The 17,296-nt window shown below is 73.9% G+C and carries 15 protein-coding genes; 10 read left to right on the forward strand and 5 right to left on the reverse strand.

Features of this window, described 5'->3' with window-relative positions; genetic code table 11:
- Positions 1 to 8: 8 nt before the first annotated feature.
- Positions 9 to 998, forward strand: a complete 990-nt coding sequence (locus OG322_RS20360; protein WP_123462085.1) for a helix-turn-helix transcriptional regulator — start codon at positions 9 to 11, stop codon at positions 996 to 998.
- 25 nt (positions 999 to 1,023) lie between these two features.
- On the opposite strand, the gene OG322_RS20365 is transcribed toward OG322_RS20360, so the two are convergent.
- A complete protein-coding gene (locus OG322_RS20365; protein ID WP_329307750.1) occupies positions 1,024 to 1,674 on the reverse strand; it encodes a response regulator transcription factor in 651 nt (216 codons plus the stop codon).
- Positions 1,674 to 2,963 carry a sensor histidine kinase gene (locus OG322_RS20370; RefSeq protein WP_266411667.1) on the reverse strand — a complete coding sequence of 430 codons (1,290 nt, stop codon included), beginning with the start codon at positions 2,961 to 2,963 and terminating at the stop codon, positions 1,674 to 1,676. Before OG322_RS20370 ends, OG322_RS20365 begins: the two co-directional genes overlap by 1 nt.
- A 133-nt stretch (positions 2,964 to 3,096) precedes the next feature.
- On the opposite strand from OG322_RS20370, the gene OG322_RS20375 reads away from it, so the two are divergent.
- Positions 3,097 to 3,831: an ABC transporter ATP-binding protein gene (locus OG322_RS20375; RefSeq protein ID WP_329306772.1), complete on the forward strand. Its 735-nt coding sequence runs from the start codon at positions 3,097 to 3,099 to the stop codon at positions 3,829 to 3,831.
- Entirely contained in the window at positions 3,825 to 6,347 is a 2,523-nt protein-coding gene (locus OG322_RS20380) for an ABC transporter permease (RefSeq protein WP_329306773.1), read from the forward strand. Before OG322_RS20375 ends, OG322_RS20380 begins: the two co-directional genes overlap by 7 nt.
- 76 nt (positions 6,348 to 6,423) lie before the next feature.
- Here the strand turns inward: OG322_RS20380 and OG322_RS20385 are convergent, their stop codons facing one another.
- Positions 6,424 to 7,104 (reverse strand): phosphotransferase, encoded by a 681-nt coding sequence (locus tag OG322_RS20385; protein WP_123460089.1) that lies wholly within the window; start codon positions 7,102 to 7,104, stop codon positions 6,424 to 6,426.
- A gap of 186 nt (positions 7,105 to 7,290) precedes the next feature.
- Between OG322_RS20385 and OG322_RS20390 the strand changes: the two genes are divergently transcribed.
- The 3 genes from OG322_RS20390 to OG322_RS20400 all read left to right on the forward strand — a co-directional run bounded on the left by OG322_RS20390 (position 7,291) and on the right by OG322_RS20400 (position 9,956).
- Positions 7,291 to 8,643: an alpha-lytic protease prodomain-containing protein gene (locus OG322_RS20390; RefSeq protein ID WP_329306774.1), complete on the forward strand. Its 1,353-nt coding sequence runs from the start codon at positions 7,291 to 7,293 to the stop codon at positions 8,641 to 8,643.
- 112 nt (positions 8,644 to 8,755) lie between these two features.
- On the forward strand, positions 8,756 to 9,583 hold the full coding sequence (locus tag OG322_RS20395; RefSeq protein ID WP_329306775.1) for a dioxygenase family protein: 828 nt from the start codon (positions 8,756 to 8,758) through the stop codon (positions 9,581 to 9,583).
- Between the two features lie 160 nt (positions 9,584 to 9,743).
- Complete coding sequence (locus OG322_RS20400; protein WP_124284309.1) at positions 9,744 to 9,956, forward strand: hypothetical protein; 213 nt, start codon at positions 9,744 to 9,746, stop codon at positions 9,954 to 9,956.
- A 15-nt stretch (positions 9,957 to 9,971) separates the two neighbouring features.
- Here the strand turns inward: OG322_RS20400 and OG322_RS20405 are convergent, their stop codons facing one another.
- Positions 9,972 to 11,684 (reverse strand): bifunctional 3'-5' exonuclease/DNA polymerase, encoded by a 1,713-nt coding sequence (locus OG322_RS20405; protein ID WP_329306776.1) that lies wholly within the window; start codon positions 11,682 to 11,684, stop codon positions 9,972 to 9,974.
- A gap of 119 nt (positions 11,685 to 11,803) precedes the next feature.
- Here OG322_RS20405 and OG322_RS20410 point away from each other — a divergent pair, with 119 nt between their 5' ends.
- The 3 genes from OG322_RS20410 (at position 11,804) to OG322_RS20420 (ending at position 16,234) form a co-directional block, all read left to right on the forward strand.
- On the forward strand, positions 11,804 to 12,715 hold the full coding sequence (locus OG322_RS20410; protein ID WP_123460084.1) for an NADP-dependent oxidoreductase: 912 nt from the start codon (positions 11,804 to 11,806) through the stop codon (positions 12,713 to 12,715).
- A gap of 106 nt (positions 12,716 to 12,821) precedes the next feature.
- A complete protein-coding gene (locus OG322_RS20415; RefSeq protein ID WP_329306777.1) occupies positions 12,822 to 14,000 on the forward strand; it encodes a DUF2786 domain-containing protein in 1,179 nt (392 codons plus the stop codon).
- 92 nt (positions 14,001 to 14,092) lie between these two features.
- Entirely contained in the window at positions 14,093 to 16,234 is a 2,142-nt protein-coding gene (locus tag OG322_RS20420; protein WP_123460082.1) for an FUSC family protein, read from the forward strand.
- Positions 16,235 to 16,282: 48 nt separating this feature from the next.
- Here OG322_RS20420 and OG322_RS20425 read toward each other — a convergent pair whose 3' ends face one another.
- Entirely contained in the window at positions 16,283 to 16,780 is a 498-nt protein-coding gene (locus tag OG322_RS20425) for a hypothetical protein (protein WP_123460081.1), read from the reverse strand.
- A gap of 249 nt (positions 16,781 to 17,029) precedes the next feature.
- Here OG322_RS20425 and OG322_RS20430 point away from each other — a divergent pair, with 249 nt between their 5' ends.
- Positions 17,030 to 17,272: a DUF397 domain-containing protein gene (locus tag OG322_RS20430; RefSeq protein ID WP_073733643.1), complete on the forward strand. Its 243-nt coding sequence runs from the start codon at positions 17,030 to 17,032 to the stop codon at positions 17,270 to 17,272.
- Positions 17,273 to 17,296 lie beyond the last annotated feature (24 nt).

Raw genomic sequence — 17,296 nt, forward strand, 5'->3', positions numbered from 1 at the left:
TGACCGGCATGAGAGCTGATCGTCTGGTGGCGCTGCTGCTGTTCCTCCAGTCGCGTGGACGGGTGACCGTCGCCGAGGTCGCGGCCGAACTCCACGTGGCCGAACGTACGGCCCGCCGCGATCTGGAGGCGCTGGCCACCGCCGGGATTCCCGTCTACTCGCAGCGCGGGCGGGGCGGCGGCTGGTCGCTCGTCGGCGGAGCCCGTACCGATCTCACCGGGCTGACCGCCGACGAGAGCCGGGCACTGTTCCTGCTGGCCGGGCCGTCCTCGGCCACGCCCGAACTGCGTACGGCCCTGCGCAAGTTGGTACGGGCCCTGCCGACGACCCTGCGTCCGGACGCCGAGGCGGCGGCACGCGCCGGAGTCACCGATGCCACCGACTGGTCGCGGACCGCGGTCACGGCCGACGCACCCCGGCTCGACGCGCTCCAGCGGGCGGTGATCGACGGGGTGCAGGTCCGGCTCGGTTACGCGGGCCCGGGCAGGCCGGCCGGTGAGCGGACGGTGCATCCGCTCGGGCTCGCGTCCAAGGCCGGTGCCGCGTATCTCGTCGCCGGTACCGAACACGGTCTGCGGACCTTCCGGCTCAGCCGTGTCACGTCCGTCGAGGCGACCGGTGAACCCGTCGTGCGGCCGGACGGTTTCGATCTCGCCACGGCCTGGCGTTCCCTCGCCGCGGCGGTGGAGGACCGCATGCACGCGGTGACGGCGCGGGCCCTGGCCGACCCCGGGTCCGAGGTGATCCTGCGACGGCTGTTCGGCGGCCGGCTGCGGATCGGCGCGGGGGCCGCGGACGGGCGGCTGGAGATCGAGGTGGACGGCCCGTCACCCGAGGTGCTGGCCTCCCAACTGGCCGGGCTGGGAGCACAGATCGAGGTCCTCGGCCCGCCGCGAACGAAGGCCCGGCTCGCGGAGCTGGCGGCCGAACTCGTCTCCGTGTACGGGGCTCCGGACGCGGAGTGGACGGCGGGCGCGACCTCGGAGCCGGCCGGCTGAGGCCGGCCTCGGGTCCGGCGCCGGCCTAAGGGCTGCCCCGCAGGTATGCCAGTACCGCCAGCACCCGGCGGTTCGTGGTGTCGTCCAGTGACAGGTCGAGCTTGCCCAGGATGCTGCCGAAGTGCTTGCTGACCGTGCCCTCACTGACCGTCATCGCCGCGGCGACGGAGGCGTTGGACTTGCCCTGCGCCATCAGGGCCAGCACCTCCTGCTCGCGGGCCGTCAGCCGCGCCATGGGGTCCCTGCGGTGCCGGATCAGCTGGCGGACCACCTCCGGATCCACCACCGTGTCCCCTGCGCCGACCCGGTGCAGGGCGTCGATGAACTCCTCGACGTGGCCGATCCGTTCCTTGAGCAGATAGCCGACGCCCCTGCCGTCCGCGGAGTCGAGCAGATCCTCGGCGTAGGTGCGCTGGACGTACTGGCTGAGTACGAGGACGGGCAGGTCCGCCTGCCGGGTGCGCAGTTCGATCGCGGCGCGCAGCCCTTCGTCGGAGAAGCCGGGGGGCATCCGGACATCGGTCACGACGATGTCCGGGCGGTGCTCGGTGACGGCCGCGATCAGCTCGCCGGCCGTTCCGGCGCCCGCCACCACCTGGTGGCCGAATCGCTCCAGCAGGCCGACCAGTCCCTCCCGCAGGAGCACGCTGTCCTCGGCCAGTACGATCCGCACGATCAGGTCCTTTTGTTCGCGGGCGGGGCGGGGACCTCCAGGCGGAACACCGTGGGCCCGCCGGGGGGACTGGACAGTAGCAGGTGGCCGCCGAGCACCGAGAGACGATCGGCCACCCCCTCAAGTCCCGTTCCGCCGCTGGTCACGGCCCCGCCCACCCCGTCGTCCGAGACCTCCACCACGAGCCGGCCCCGCTCCGTCCGGCCGGTCACCCGGGCCCGGCTCGCCCCGCTGTGCTTGGCCACGTTCGCCAGCGCCTCGCAGACCGCGAAGTAGGCCCCGGTCTCGACGGCTTCGAGCAGCCGGTCCGGCAGATCGAGTTCCACGTCCACCGGGACCACCGAGCGGTCCGCGACATCCTCCACGGCGGCCCGCAGCCCCCGGTCGGTGAGGACCTGGGGGTGGATGCCCTGGATCAGCTCCCTGATCTCCACCAGGGCGACCCCGGCCTCCTCATGGGCCTTGGCGAGGAGTCCGGCCAGCGGCTGCGCGGGGCTCTCCAGCCGGGCCAGGCCGAGCGTCATGGAGAGGGCGACGAGCCGTTGCTGCGCACCGTCGTGCAGATCGCGTTCGATCCGGCGCCGCTCCGCCTCGAAGGCGTCCACCAGCCGCATCCGGGAGCGGCCCAACTCCTGGAGCCGGGAGTCGAGTCCGGCCTCCGGCGGGGAGAGCAGCTGCCGGGTCAGCATCGCCCGGCCGGCCGCCAGCACCCCCAGCGGATACGCGGACAACGGCAGCAGGACCACCCCGGCGAGCAGTGCCGCGAAGGCGGGCGGGTAGGAGTGGGCGAGCCAGATCTTGAGCACCCGGACCTCCTCGCCGCCGCTCGCCGCCAGCATCACGGGCGCCGCGATCAGGCCGCCGCAGACCGTGAGGGCGGTTCCCACGGCCAGCGCCTCCAGCGGCCACAGCACCAGGGCGAACAGCAGCGCGTACCCCAACTCGCGCCAGGTGGAACGCTCCTGGAGACGGGTGCGCAGCCAGGACGACAGTCCGGTGCCATCCGGTTCGCGGTGTGCCGGGGCGAGGGGCCGGGGGTCGAGCAGCCGCAGCCTCCGCCGTTCCAGCGAGGCCAGCGGGATGCCCGCGAGCACGAGGGTCAGCAGCAGCGGGATGCCGATCAGGACCACCGTGAGCACACTGCCCGCGGCCGCCAGCAGGAGCAGGGCGGTGAGTGTCGCGATGCCGATGGGCACGCTCGTCAGCAGATAGAGCGCGGCCCGCCAGGGCCACCCGCCGCGTACGTAGCGGCGCTGTCGCAGTGCCTGCCGAAGGCCGGGGGAGGAGGACATGGGGGAACGGTAGGGCGCGGCGGGGGAGGCGGACCACCCAGCAGCGTCGACCCCCCAGGGTGGAGCTACCTCCACCCTGGGGACTCCCGCTCGCTGCGATGTGCCGCAAGCGCGGAAGCGGTTGGCTTGGACCATGAATCAAGCAGCTGTCCGACTCCGTTCGGTCACCCGGTCCTACGGCAGGAAATCCGGCGCGGTGACCGCGCTGGACGGAGTGAGCCTGGACATCCCGCGGGGCACCTTCACCGCCGTCATGGGCCCGTCCGGCTCCGGCAAGTCCACCTTGCTCCAGTGCACCGCCGGTCTCGACCGGCCGACCGGCGGCCGGGTGTTCCTCGGTGACACCGAACTGACCGGGCTCAGCGAGCGGAGGCTGACCCTGCTGCGCCGCAGCCGTATCGGTTTCGTCTTCCAGGCGTTCAACCTGCTGCCCTCCCTCACCGCCGAGCAGAACGTGGCGCTTCCGCTGCGGCTGGCAGGCCGCCGCCCCAAGCGGGGCGAAGTCCTCGACGTGCTGGAGCGGGTGGGGCTGCGCGAGCGGGCGGGGCACCGGCCCGGCGAGCTGTCCGGCGGCCAGCAGCAGCGGGTTGCCCTGGCCCGCGCCCTGGTCACCCGGCCCGACGTGCTCTTCGGTGACGAGCCCACCGGCGCGCTCGACACCACCACCGGACGGGAGGTGCTCTCGATGCTGCGCACCATGGCCGACGGCGGCCAGACCGTGATCATGGTGACGCACGACCCGGTCGCGGCCTCCTGTGCCGACCGGGTGCTGTTCCTCGCCGACGGCCGGGTCCAGGGCGAGCTGCACTCCCCGGCCGCCGAGCAGATCGCCGCGCGTATGACGAGGATGGCGGCGGTCCCGTGCTGAGCCTCGTGCTCCAGGGCATCCGGACCCGCTGGGTCACCTTCGCCGGCTCCTTCATCGCGCTGGCCCTCGGCGTGGGGATCGTCGCCACCACCGGGATGGCGCTCGCGGCCACGTTCGCCGCCCCGCACCAGGGCCCGGAGCGGTTCGCCGCGGCCCCCGTCCTGGTCCGGGGCGAGGACCGGCTGCGGGTGGAGACCCCGATCGGCGTCCGGACGCAGAAGCTCACCGACCCCCGGCCGGTCCCCGCGAAGCTCGCCGCCGAGCTCGCCGGACTCGGCCGCACGGCGCAGGACCGCACGTTCCCCGTCTCGGTCGGAAACACCGTCCTGGACGGCGACGGCGACGGCGACGGCGAAGGAGCCGACGGCCGGGGGACCGTCGGGCACCCCTGGCCGGTCGCGGCCGCCGCCCCCTACCGGCTCACCTCCGGACGGGCCCCGGCCGCGGCCGGCGAGGTCGTCGTGACGGCGGGGGACGGCTCCGCCGTGCGTACCGGGGACCGGATCACCGTCACCACCCCGGCGGGCAGCGGCAGCAGGACCGTGGTCGGTACGGTGCGACCGGCGGGCTTCGAGACCGCGGTGTTCTTCACCGCCGCCGAGGCTGCCAGGATCTCCCCGGACATCGACGCCGTGGTGGTGCACGCCGATCCGGCCGCGGTGCGCGCGGCCGTGCGCCGGGACTCCGCGATGGCGGTCCTCACCGGCGACGACCGGCGCCGGGCCGACCCCGATCCGGACCGGGACGCCGAGGCCCTGGTCTCGGTCAACGCCCTGCTGGGCACGGCCGCGGGCATCACGGCCTTCGTCTCCGTCTTCGTGGTCGCCTCGACCTTCTCCTACGGGGTGGCTCAGCGCCGCCGCGAGTTCGGCCTGCTGCGCACGGCGGGCGCCACCCCCGGCCAGGTGCGCCGGCTGGTGTACGCGGAAGCCGTCCTCGTCGGCGTACTCGCGTCGGCCGCGGGCTGCCGGCTGGGCCTGCTCGGTGCGCCCCGGCTCGCCTCCTGGATGGTCGGCGAGGGGATCGCCCCCCACTGGTTCGCGATCGGTGACCAGAGCTGGCCGCTGCACGCCGCGTTCTGGACCGGGCTGGCCGTGGCACTGGCGGGCGCGGTCGCCGCCGCGCACCGGGCGGGCCGGACCGGACCGGTCGAGGCGCTGCGCGAATCCGCCGTCGACAGCGGCTCGATGCCGTTGAGCCGGGTGCTGCTGGGCGCGGCCGTACTGCTGACCGGGATCGCGCTGGTGGCTGCCCTGCTCGTCCAGGACCCCGGCGGTGTCCTCAAGCGCAAGACGTACCTCACCCAGCCGATGCTGCTGATCACCGGGTTCGCCCTGTTCGCGCCCGTGCTGGTCCGTCCCGTCACCCGGTTCCTCACCTGGCTGCCGGCTCAGCTGCCCGGCGCCACAGGCGTACTGACCAGGGAGAACGCCTCCGCCGGGCTGCGCCGGACGGCTGCCGTCGCCGCTCCCGTGATCGTCACCGTCGCCCTGGCCGCCTCGCTCATGGGCACGACGGCCACCATCGACGCGGCCAAGGCCGCCGAGGCGCGCACCCAGGCGACCGCGGACTTCGTGGCCGCGGCGGACGGCGGGGGCGGCACGCTCTCCCCGCGGTTCGCCGAACGGGCCCGGCACATCCCCGGCGCCGCGGTCAGCGCCTCGCGCTCCACCTCCGTGACCGTGCTCGAGGAGGGCACGGCGCTCGTCCGCTCCGAGGCCAGGGCGGTGGACCCGGCGGACGCGGCCGCCGTGTCCGCGCTGCCGGTGGTGGCGGGCCGGTTCGCCGACCTCGACGACGGCGGCATCGTCGTGAACGAGGAGTGGCTGACCACGACGATCGGCGAGCGCGTCGGCGTCTGGCTGGGCGACGGCCGCAAGGTCACCCTGCGGGTGGTGGCCGTGCTCTCCGCCGGCACGGGCAACAACGGCGTCTACCTCACCCCGCACAACGCCGCCGGCGCCGGGATCGACCGGATCGACGTCGGGGTCCGGACCGGTGCGGACCGGTCTGCCGTCGGGAAGCAGTTGTACGCGGCCGGCCGGGCGACCGGCACCGACGTGCGGACCACGGCGCAGTGGGTGACGGCCAACCACCCGCGCACCGGCGGCAGTACCCGGCTCGGGCTGCTGATGATTCTGGCGATCGCCCTGGTGTACACGGGGATCGCGCTGGCCAACACACAGGTGATGGCCACCGCGGACCGGGTGCGGGACCTGGCGGTGCTCCGTCTCGCCGGGGCGACGAAGGCGCAGGTGCTGCGGCTGGTCGGGGTGGAGGCACTGGCCGTGGTCGCGGTGGGCGCGGTGCTCGGCGCGGTCGTCGCCGCGCTGAACCTGCTCGGCGTGCGGACCGCTCTCGGCCGGCTCGACGTCGGGTCCGGCGTCGTCGTCCCGTGGGGCACCGTCGGCCTCGTGGTGGCGGCGAGCGCGGCCCTGGCCGTGGTCTTCGCCGTGCTGCCCGCCTCGCTCGCGCTGCGCACCCGGCCGGTCGAACTCGCGGGCACACGCGAGTGACCGGGGCCCTGCGGCGCGGACGGGCTCACGGCCGCCCCCGCGACAGCTGATCCACTCCCGGTCGCGGAGGAGACCGTCACCCCGACAGCGACGCGACCAGGTCCGACGCCTCGTCGATGAGGGCCAGTTCGGCCGGGCTCATCGTCGGATTGGCGGCGCGGCGGGCCGCCGCGGCGGCGAGATGGCGGGCCGGGATGCCGTCGTCGGCGGCCAGAAGGGGCATCAGGGTGTCCAGCAGCGCGCGGGCGCCCGCCGCTGCCGGGATATGGGGATCGACCGCGACCTGGGCCAGGATCAGCGCGGTCATGGCCCGGTCCAGGGCGGGCGGGCCCTCCTCGGTGTTGCTCCAGTCGATCACCATGGGGCCGTCGGCCGTCAGCATCACGTTGCCCGGATGCAGGTCGAGGTGGAGGATCCGGTCCTCGGGATGCGCCGAGAGCCGGGCCGGGACGGTGTGCAGATCGGCGAGCAGACCGGCCAGCACGGCGGAGCCCTCGTCCCCGCCGAGCGCGCCGGAGATCAGGGACTCCAGCATCGTCGGACCGGTCAGGCGCTGCATGATCAGGTCGCCGGGACCGGCCGACGCGGGCAGCGGACCGAGCCGGGGGACCGGGTAGCCGGAGGCCGACAGGTAGGACATGACGGGCATCTCGCGTGTGGCGTCCAGATCGACGCGATAGCGCCGCAGGACCCACTCCTCGTCCAGTTCGTATACGTCGGCGGAGCGTCCGGTGCCGAGCAGTTGGCCTATTCGCATGAGGGGAACCTACTCGTGCGGGCCGCACGCGGGGAGGCCGGGAACGGGGTTTGACCGTATCGCCGCCGGTCACGGCTGCCCCATAACGTGATGCGATGGGGTGGACGGGATCTCCTGGAGCCGGGTGCGCGCGGCTACGTTGACGGCAATTCCCCCGCAACCAAGGAGAGTTCCGTGGAGAGATCCATGCTCCGAAGACGTGCACTGGCCGCGTGTACCGCCACCGTGGCCGTCGGCGCGCTCGCCCTGGCCGGGCTGACCGGCACCGCGTCCGCCGATCCCTCACCCGCTGCCGACGCCCCCGCCGCCGGGGCGGACCGGCTCTCTCCCGGTCTGCTCAAGGCGATGCGGCGGGATCTCGGACTGACCGCCGGCCGGGCACGGGCCAGGGTCGGCGAGGAGACCCGCGCGGCAGCCGTGGCCGCCGGGCTGCGGCACTCCCTCGGCGCCGGTTTCGCCGGGGCCCGGGTGAGCGGTGACGCGGCTGAACTGACCGTCGCCACGACCGATGCGGCGGACACCGCCAGGATCACCGAGGCCGGTGCGCGGGCCGTCGTCGTCGCCCACAGCCTGGCCGAACTCACCTCGGCCAAGGACGCCCTCGACCGGGTGGCGCTGCACCGGGCGCCGAAGGACATACCCGTCTGGTACGTCGATGTGCGCACCAACCGCGTCGTCGTCGAGGCCGGCCGCGGCGCCGCAGCCGACACCTTCCTCGCCTCGGCCGGAGTGTCGCGGCAGTTAGTGACGGTCAGTCAGTCGACAGGCGCACCGCGTACGTTCACGGATCTGCGTGGCGGTGACGCGTACTACATGAACGGCTCGGGCCGCTGTTCCATCGGCTTCCCCGTCAAGCGCGGCACCCAGGGCGGGTTCGTCAGCGCCGGGCACTGCGGAACCCCGGGCGTCAGCACCAGCGGTTACAACCAGCAGGCCCAGGGCTCCTTCCAGGGCTCCACCTTCCCCGGCCGCGACTACTCCTGGGTCGCCGCGAACACCGGCTGGACCCCGCGGCCGCTGGTGAACGGCTATGGCACCGGCGATGTGACGGTCACCGGTTCCACCGAGGCGCTGGAGGGCTCGTCGGTCTGCCGCTCGGGCTCGACGACCGGCTGGCACTGCGGCACCGTCCAGCAGCGCAACAGCAGCGTCACCTACCAGGAGGGCGCCGTCTCCGGAGTGACCCGCACCAACGTGTGCGCCGAACCCGGCGACTCCGGCGGCTCGTTCGTCTCCGGCAGCCAGGCCCAGGGCGTCACCTCCGGAGGCACCGGCAACTGCTCCCAGGGCGGCACGACGTACTTCCAGCCGGTGAACCCCGCCCTCCAGGCATACGGACTCACCCTGGTCACCAACGCCACCCCGACCGATCCGACCGGCCCGCCGACCGATCCCGGCGGGAGCTGGGCGGCCGGCACCGTGTACGCCGCGGGCGACGTGGTGACGTACGGCTCCGCCAGATACCGCTGCCTCCAGGGACATCAGGCCCAGGCCGGCTGGACGCCCGCGAACGTCCCCGCGCTGTGGCAGGCGCTGTAGCACCCCTGCCGCGCTCCGAGCCCCTCCGGCGATCGAGGAGCGGGGCCCCGGGCAGCGCCCGGGACCCCCATGCACCCGCATGCCCTTCCCCCACCATCCCGAGGAGTCCGCCATGACCCCCGACCCCATCGACCGCTTCTCCGAAGACCGGCGGATCAGCCGCAAGACGCTGCTCAAAGCGGCCCTGGTGGCCACCGCCGTCCCGCTGTTCGCCGGGACCGGGGTGGCGCTGGCACGCGACACCGGCTCCACCGGCGTCCCGCTCGCCCCGACCCCGGACTGCGACGACGGCGACGACCCGACCCACGACCAGATCGAGGGCCCGTACTTCAAGCCCAACTCCCCGCTGCGCACCAGCCTGGTGACCTCCGGGACGCCCGGCGTCCGGCTGACCGTCAGCGGCTATGTCTTCGGGCGGGCCTGCAAGCCCATCCCCGGGGTGCTGCTCGACTTCTGGCAGGCCGACACCAACGGCGCGTACGACATGAGCGGATTCGGCTTCCGCGGGCACCAGTTCACCGACGCGTCCGGGGCGTTCACCCTCTCCACGGTCGTGGCGGGCCTGTATCCCGGCCGCACCCGGCACATCCATGTGAAGGCCCAGGCGCCCGGCTCGAGGATTCTCACCACGCAGCTCTACTTCCCGAACGAGCCGCGCAACAACACCGACAGCATCTTCGACCCGGCGCTCCTGATGAACGTCCGGTCCGTCGGCTCCGGGAAGGAGGGGTCCTTCGACTTCGTCCTCGACGTCGCGCAGGACCCGACGGATCCGACCGACCCGCCGACCGGCCCGGGCGGCAGCTGGGCGTCCGGCGCGGTCTACCGCGCGGGAGACCGCGTCACGTACGGCGGGGTCGCGTACCGCTGTCTGCAGGCGCACACCGCCCTGACCGGCTGGGAGCCGCCGAACGTCCCCGCCTTGTGGGAACGCGGGTAGACGAGCGGACCGGCGGGCACCACCGCCGCGCGTGCGCCCCGGGCTCCTTCCCCGGGGCACACTCCGTATCCCGGCCCGGCCCGCTCCCCGGGCCGCCGCCGCGGGTGGTTGCGCAGTAGCCTGGAGGGACGCGGGGGACGGCCCGAGGAGGGCATGAGGCATGGAGACCCTGATCACCGTCGCGGTAGTCATCGGCATGATCGCCGTGGTGGCGTTCGCGATCCATCTGCTCAACGGACGCAACCGCCACCGGCACTTGGCCGCCTCCGGTCCCCAGGACCACGGACTCACCGTGTTCCGCACCCCGGCCGCCGGCCGCCGGGGCGGTGATGGGCGGCGTCGTCCGTGGCGGCGCGCGCCGGACAGCCCCTGACCTGCGATCCGGCCCTTACTTCGCGTCCGAGTAGCGCCGCACCACCGCCGTGGTGAACGGGAAGCGCACCGGTGTCTCACCGAAGGCCGTCCGGCCGGCCAGCTCACCGGCGGCCCGGATGGCCTCCACCACCGTCTCGGCCTCCTGCTGCGGACAGTGCACGATCACCTCGTCGTGCTGGAAGAAGACCAGTTCGGCCCGGAGCCCGGCGGCGGTGATCGTCCGGCGCAGGGCGGCCAGGAGCAGCAGCGCCCAGTCGGCGGCGCTGCCCTGCACTACGAAGTTACGGGTGAAGCGGCCGCGCGCACGGGCGTTGGACGAGGCGTAGCCGGGCGTGAAGCCGCCGTCCGCCGCATGCTCGGAGCCGGTCGCCGGAGCATCGTCGCCCTCCTGCGGGATTCCGGCCTCCCCGTCGTCCCCGCTGCCTGCTGCGGGCGGGCTGGTCCGGCCGAGCCAGGTCCGTACGAGACGGCCTTCCTCGCCGGCCTTCGCGGCATCGTCCACATAGGCGACGGCATGCGGGAATCTACGGCGCAGGGCGGCCAGATTCTTCAGGCCGTCCCCGGAGGTCTGGCCGTAGACGGCGCCGAGCAGGGCGATCTTGGCGTGGTCGCGGTCGCCGTGGAAGGCGCGGTCGGACAGTGCGGTGTAGAGGTCGCCGTCGTGGCCGGCCACCTCCATGAGGCCCCGGTCACGGGAGATCGCGGCCAGCACTCTGGGCTCCATCTGGTCGGCGTCCGCGACGACGAGGCACCAGCCCTCGTCGGCGACGACCGCTTGCCGGATCACCTTGGGGATCTGCAGCGCCCCGCCGCCGTTGGTCGTCCAGCGGCCGCTGACCGTGCCGCCCGGCTGGTACTCGGGGCGGAAGCGGCCGTCGCGGACCCAGTCCTGGAGCCAGCTCCAGCCGTGTGCCGTCCAGATCCGGTACAGCTTCTTGTACTGGACGAGCGGTCGCACCGCCGGATGGTCCAGCTCCTCCAGCTCCCAGCGCCGGGTCGACTTCACCTTGATGCCGGCCTGGGCGAACGCCCGCACCACGTCGGCGGGGAGGTCCGGGCGGACCCTGCGGCCGAAGGCGGCGGACACCTCGTCCGCCAGCTCGGCCAGCTTGCGCGGCTCGCCACCGCCCGCGTACCGCTCGCCCAGCAGCTCCTGGAGGACGTCCCGGTGGACGTCGGCCCGCCAGGGCAGACCCGAACGGTGCATCTCGGCGGCGACCAGCATGCCGGCCGACTCGGTGGCCGTCAGCAGGCGCATCCGGGCCGGACGGTCCGTGGCGTCGTGGCGGACGAGCTGGTCCGCGTACACCTGGAGCAGGGCGTCGAAGGGCAGGTCCGTGCCGGACCTGGGCTCGAACAGGGAGGACTGGGAGCCGGGCACCGCCGAGCGCGGCGGCGGATCGGGCGGCACCGCGGCGCCCAGCAGCCGGGCGTGGGCGGCGGCCGCGGAGCGGGGTTCGCCCAGCCGGCCCTCGTGTCCCAGCAGGAGGGACTCGGCGGCCTCGATGTCGTAGCAGCGCGCCACCCGCACCCCGGCGGCGAGCAGCCGGGGGTAGATCTCGGCGGTCGAGCGCCACACCCAGCGGGTGACTCCGGGGCGGGAGCGGACGGCCTCGACCAGGTCGGGTTCGGTCGCGACCGGGGCGGTGGGCAGGCCCGTGCGGTCGAGCGGGACGAGGCGGGCGCCACCGCTCTCCGTGGTGGCCAGGGCCCAGCGTTCGGTCATATGGCCGAGTCTGGCACCCGGCACTGACAGCGGGGCGACGTGCGCGTGCGCGCCGCAGACGGGAGGATCGGCAGGGGCCTGCTTCGGGGCCCGGAGCAGCCACCGAGGGGACAGGCGCGATGGAAGCGATCGTTTTCGAGGAGTTCGGCGGACCCGAGGTCCTGCGTCCGGCCCGGGTCGAGGACCCGCACCCGGGTCCGGGGCAGGTGCGGGTGAAGGTCATGGCCGCCGGGGTGAATCCGATGGACTACAAGATCCGGCACGGCTGGATGGAGGAGGCGTTCCCCACCTCGCTCCCGGCGATCCCGGGCGTCGAGTTCGCCGGGGTGGTCGACCGGACCGGGGAAGGGGTCACCGGGGTCGAGGTGGGCGACGAGGTGCTCGGCTGGAGCGCCACCGGCTCCTACGCCGAGTACGCCCTGGCCGATGCCACGCTCGTCGCCCCCAAGCCGGCCGAGCTGAGCTGGCAGGACGCGGCGGCGCTGACCATCGCGTCGAACACCGCTCAGCGCGTCCTGGACGAGCTCGCGGTGGGCGAGGGCGACACACTGCTGCTGCACGGGGCGGCCGGAGCCGTCGGATCGGCCGCGGTGCAGCTGGCGGCGGCGCGGGGCGCGACCGTGATCGGTACGGCGTCCGCGGCCAACCACGACTATCTGCGGGTGATCGGCGCGACCCCGGTGGAGTACGGGGAGGGACTGGTCGGCCGGGTGCGCGATGCCGCCCCGCAGGGTGTGGACGCGGTCTTCGACGTGGCGGGGCGCGGTGCGCTGCCGGACTCCATCGAGCTGCGCGGCGGCACCACCGACCGCATCGTCACCATCGCCGACCCGAAGGCGGCGGAGTACGGGATCGCCTTCTCCGGGGGCGGCTCCCGGTCCGGGGCGCAGCTGGCCGAGCACGCCCGGCTCGCGGCCGACGGCGAGCTGCGGGTGCCGGTCGAACGGGCCCTGCCGCTCGTCGACGCGGCCGACGCGCAGCGGCTGAGCGAGGCGGGGCACGTACGGGGGAAGCTCGTCCTCCTGCCCTGACCCAGCCCCTGGGCCGGTCGGCCACGGACGCCGGAGCGGGGCCGGTGGAATTCATCCACAGCCTGTGGATGAATTCCACCGGCCCCGCCACGCCTACCCTGACCTCATGGAACCGGTGATCGACCAGGCATTCGCGGCCGCCCTCTACTCGGACGGCGACGCCGGTCTCGACACCGGCGCCTCCCTCCTCGCCGCCGATCCGGCGGCCGACGCCGAGCTGCTGCGGCGCGGCGAGGAGTTCGTCCGGCGCGCCTGGGAGCGCGGCTGGCTGCCCGCCGATGTCGTGCGGGTCGTCCGTCGCGAACTCGACGAGCGCGGGGCCGGTCTGACCGCCGGGCTGATCACCTCGGAGGTCCGGCGGTACGAGCGGCTGCCGCCCCGCTGGCAGTCCCAGCTGGACGAGCTGCCGCCGGGGGTGCCGCCGGGCCGGCCCGATCGGTTCTCGTACGCCTGCGAACTTCTCGGGCTGTACCGGCTGCTCCTGCGGCTGCCCGCCATCGAACCCGTCGGGCCCCCGCCCGGTGCGCCGCGCGACGGGCTGCGCCTGCCGCCCGCGCACGACGAACCCCGCATGCTGACCCGCATCCGGGCGCTGCTGGCCAAGGCGGAGGCGACCGGGTTCCCCGAGGAGGCGGAGGCGCTCACCACCAAGGCGCAGGAGCTGATGGCCCGGCACAGCATCGACGAGGCGCTGCTCGCCGCCCGTTCGCACAGCAGCCGCGCGCCGGGCGCCTGCCGGATCGGGGTGGACGCCCCGTACGAGACGGCCAAGGCGATCCTGCTCGACGCCGTCGCCTCCGCGAACCGCTGCCGGGCGGTGTGGAACAGTGATCTCGGCTTCTCGACGGTCGTCGGCTTCGAGCCGGACCTGGAGGCCGTGGAGCTCCTCCACACCTCGCTGCTGGTGCAGGGCACCGTGGCGATGACCAGGGCCGAGGCGGGCCAGCGGGCCGGCGGGCGCAAACGGACCAAGACCTTCCGGCAGTCCTTCCTGATGGCCTACGCCCAGCGGCTGGGCCGCCGGCTGGCCGACGGCACCGCCCGCGCCACCGCGGCGGCCGATGCCGAGGGCGCCGCGGCCGGCCCGTCCGCCGCGGCGGACCCCGGGCTGCTGCCCGTGCTGGCCGCCCGCGACATGGCGGTCACCGACACCGCCGAGCGGATGTTCCCGCAGACCACGACCACCCGGGTGCGGGGCGCCACCGACCCGGACGGCTGGATCCATGGGACGGCCGCCGCGGACCGAGCCAGGATGGGTGCGGACGCTCCGGAGATCTCCGACTGAGGCCGACGGGCGAACCGGTGCGAGGGCGGCGGACGCCATGAGGTCGATTCCGACAAGTCGGGCATAACGGCAATTCCAGCTAGGCTCTGGGCATGAGTTGGCTCCGGGCGCTGAAGGAGACCGCCCGCTCGGGGCTGACGATCGAGCGGCGGCGCCTCGAACCGCTGATCGCGATCCGCGGCGCGGCCGGTCTGGCCCTGGTGATCGGCGTGAGCCTGGCCCTCTTCGGGCCCGTGGTCGCGGCCAGCTCCGCCTTCGGCGCCTTCCAGGCCGCCATCGCCACCTTCCAGCGCAGCTGGCGGCCGCGGCCGGTGCTCGCCCTGGTCTCCGGCGTGAGCCTCGGCGTGTCGACATTCATCGGCTATGTCACCGGCTACCGTCTCCTGCTCTTCATGGTGCTGCTGGTGCTCTGGACCTTCCTCGCCGGGCTGGCCTGGGCGGCGGGCCCGACGGGCGGCATCATCGCCGCGTCCAACGTCGCGATCATGCTGGTGACGGTCACCCTGCCCACCTCCGTCGCCCAGGCGGCCCTGCACGGGGCGATGATCACGTTCGGCGGAGTGGTCCAGGCGGCGCTGATCGTGCTGTTCCCGGTCCGTAGATGGGGCGTCCAGCGCGACGCCCTGGCCGACGCGCTGGCCGCCGAGGCGGACTACGCCCGCCGGCTGCGCCACGATCCGGTCGCCCACTTCGATCCGGTGCCGTTGATGGAGGCCCGCAGCGCGGCCGCCGTCACCCCGCGCCAGGCCCGCCGCCGCCCGGCCGAGCTGCACGGCTCACGCGGGGTCGCCGAGCGGATCAGACCGGTGCTCGCCTCGCTCGCGGACCCGGCCATGGGCGTACCGGCCGAGGGTCCGGAGCGCCACCGGGTCCGTGAGCTGCTCGCCGCCGCCGGATCGCTGCTCGACGCGGCGGCCAGGGCGATCCGGCACGGCGACCCGGTGCGGCTCCCCGCGCCCGCCGTCGCCGCGCTGAAGACCCCCGACACCGGGGCGCTGCTCACCGGTCCGCCGCTCCGTGCCGCCGACCGGCTCGCCGCCCTGCTCTCCGACGTCATCGAGGCGGCCGAGGGCGACGGCACCAAGGAGGAACGGGCCGAGGCCGAGGAGGCCGCCGACGCCATCGCGGCGAGCCGGGGCCGGGGGCCGGCGGAGCACCAGAGGCGCCCCACCCTGCTGCGGCTGGTCCCGGTCGTGCTCAAGTCGATGCGGGGCGAGCTGCACCGCGGCTCCCCGATCCTGCGGCACGCCATCCGGATCTCCGTCGTCGCGGGCGTCGGCTACCTCCTCGGCACCCTGCTGCCGTACGGCCACGGCTACTGGGCGCCGATGACGGCCGTCATGGTGATGCGGCCGGAGTTCTCCAAGACGTACGAACGCTCCGTGGCCCGCTTCGGCGGCACCATCGTGGGGGTCTTCCTCGCCACCGCGATCGTCCAGACCGCCCACCCCGGTGTGGAGCTGTCCGCCGCGTTCGCCGTGGTCTGCGCCCTGCTGATGTACCTGCTGATGCGCACCGGCTACGCGGTCGGGCAGGCCTGCGTCGCCGCGTACGTCGTCTTCCTGCTGGGCATGGCGGGCGACGACTGGTCGCAGACCGTGCTGGAACGGGTCGTCCTCACCCTCGCGGGCGGGCTCCTCGCGATGGTCTCGTACGCCGTCTACCCGGCGTGGGAGACCCCGCGGCTGCACAACCGGCTCGGCGACTGGCTGAAGGAGGACGGCCGGTACGCCGCCGCGGTCGTCGACCAGTACGCCGATCCGGCCGACCGCGGTCACGACGACGTCCGCGACGCGCTGCTGCGCACCCGTGCGGCCCGTGTCGCCTGGCAGGAGGCGGTGGCCACCGCCCAGCACGAACCGGTGCGCCACCGCGGTCTCTCGCACGCCGCCGCGGACGACACCCAGCACGCCCTCTCCCAGCTCGGCCGGGTCGCGATGCTGATGGAGGCGCACCTCCCGGAGGGCGGCGCCACCCCCGTACCGGAGGCCGGCCCGCTGGCCGAGGCGTTGCGCCGGGCCACCGAGCAGGGCGCGAAAGCGGTGCGGGAGCGGCGGGTGCCGGACTGGGGGCCGGTACGGGAGGCGCTGAAGAAGTGGGACGAGGAGGAGCGGCTGCGCGAAGGAGGGACGGACCCGGTCGTACGGAACGGGGCCCACCTCCTGCTCGAAGCCCTGGAGGATTTCTCCCGGGGCCTGGACGGCGGCTCGCGGCCCGGCCCGTCCGACGACTGAGGGCGCGGCCGCCGCCGGGACGCCGAACACGCGAAGGAGGCGCGGGTGTTACGGGGTCGGCAGGCCGGGCAGTCCTTCGAGCGAGTCGGCGTCGGTCTTGCCGAGGGTGTCCTTGGTCCCGCCGTCCCACGAGACGACGAGGGTCTTGCCGTCGTTGGACTCGACGGCTCCCGCGGTCCGGTCGGTGTCGCCGTCGGCGCACTTGAGTTCCAGGGTCACCTGGTCCGCGCCCTTGGCGCTGCCCGAGCAGACATGGGAGTCGGCGACGACGACGGCCTTCCCGGATGCGACGGACAGCACGACGGCCTTGCCGTCGGTCTGCCCGGCCCAGGCGCCCTCCAGCGCCTTGAGCCCGCCGGTGGCAGCGCCGTCCTCGCCGCCCGTCGAGGAGCCGGAGCCGTCACTGCCGACGGGCGCCGGGGTCGCGGTGGAGCCGGAACTCCTGTCCGTGTCCCCCTTGTCGCTGTCACTGCCGCACCCGGTGAGCGCGAGCGCGGTCAGCAGGCCGGTGGCGACAACTGCGCCGGTACGTACGAGTTTGCGCATGTGGAATTCCCCCTGGGTGACGAAAGACCGTCCAAGCTACCAGTGAGTCGCAACGGGCTGGAGAGGGTCAACTCGGGGAATCGGGAGCCGAACCGGCCCGTCATTCGTCTCTCCTGCGAGAAGCTGTAATCAAAGCAACACCGCGCGTGCACGTGCATCTGCCCATGCATCCGCTCATGCACGGGAAATTGAACACAGCTATGATCCGAGACAGTTGACACTTGCACCTTGCAACTCGGGGAGCGTCCTGTGCACCACGTGTACAACGGCATGGCGGCGACAGAGCTCCGCGGAGTCGCCTGGCAGAAGAGCAGACACAGCAACTCCCAAGGATCCTGCGTGGAGTTCGCGAAACTGCCCGACGGGGATGTGGCGATGCGCAATTCGCGGCATCCCGACGGGCCGGCGCTGGTCTATACGCCGGCCGAGATAGAGGCGCTGCTGCTCGGCGTCAAGGACGGGGAGTTCGACCACCTCATAGCGGAGGGCTGACCTCCGCCCGACCGTGCGACACCG

The sequence above is a fragment of the Streptomyces sp. NBC_01260 genome (assembly GCF_036226405.1).
Classification (GTDB): domain Bacteria; phylum Actinomycetota; class Actinomycetes; order Streptomycetales; family Streptomycetaceae; genus Streptomyces; species Streptomyces laculatispora.

Bases quoted from the DNA above. Each gene is read 5' to 3' on its own strand.
- OG322_RS20370 (WP_266411667.1), bottom strand. From the start codon at position 2,963: ATGTCCTCCTCCCCCGGCCTTCGGCAGGCACTGCGACAGCGCCGCTAC.
- OG322_RS20415 (WP_329306777.1), top strand. From the start codon at position 12,822: ATGGAACCGGTGATCGACCAGGCATTCGCGGCCGCCCTCTACTCGGAC.
- OG322_RS20385 (WP_123460089.1), bottom strand. From the start codon at position 7,104: ATGCGAATAGGCCAACTGCTCGGCACCGGACGCTCCGCCGACGTATAC.
- OG322_RS20425 (WP_123460081.1), bottom strand. From the start codon at position 16,780: ATGCGCAAACTCGTACGTACCGGCGCAGTTGTCGCCACCGGCCTGCTG.
- OG322_RS20360 (WP_123462085.1), top strand. From the start codon at position 9: ATGAGAGCTGATCGTCTGGTGGCGCTGCTGCTGTTCCTCCAGTCGCGT.
- OG322_RS20405 (WP_329306776.1), bottom strand. From the start codon at position 11,684: ATGACCGAACGCTGGGCCCTGGCCACCACGGAGAGCGGTGGCGCCCGC.
- OG322_RS20395 (WP_329306775.1), top strand. From the start codon at position 8,756: ATGACCCCCGACCCCATCGACCGCTTCTCCGAAGACCGGCGGATCAGC.
- OG322_RS20390 (WP_329306774.1), top strand. From the start codon at position 7,291: ATGCTCCGAAGACGTGCACTGGCCGCGTGTACCGCCACCGTGGCCGTC.
- OG322_RS20400 (WP_124284309.1), top strand. From the start codon at position 9,744: ATGGAGACCCTGATCACCGTCGCGGTAGTCATCGGCATGATCGCCGTG.
- OG322_RS20375 (WP_329306772.1), top strand. From the start codon at position 3,097: ATGAATCAAGCAGCTGTCCGACTCCGTTCGGTCACCCGGTCCTACGGC.
- OG322_RS20410 (WP_123460084.1), top strand. From the start codon at position 11,804: ATGGAAGCGATCGTTTTCGAGGAGTTCGGCGGACCCGAGGTCCTGCGT.
- OG322_RS20420 (WP_123460082.1), top strand. From the start codon at position 14,093: ATGAGTTGGCTCCGGGCGCTGAAGGAGACCGCCCGCTCGGGGCTGACG.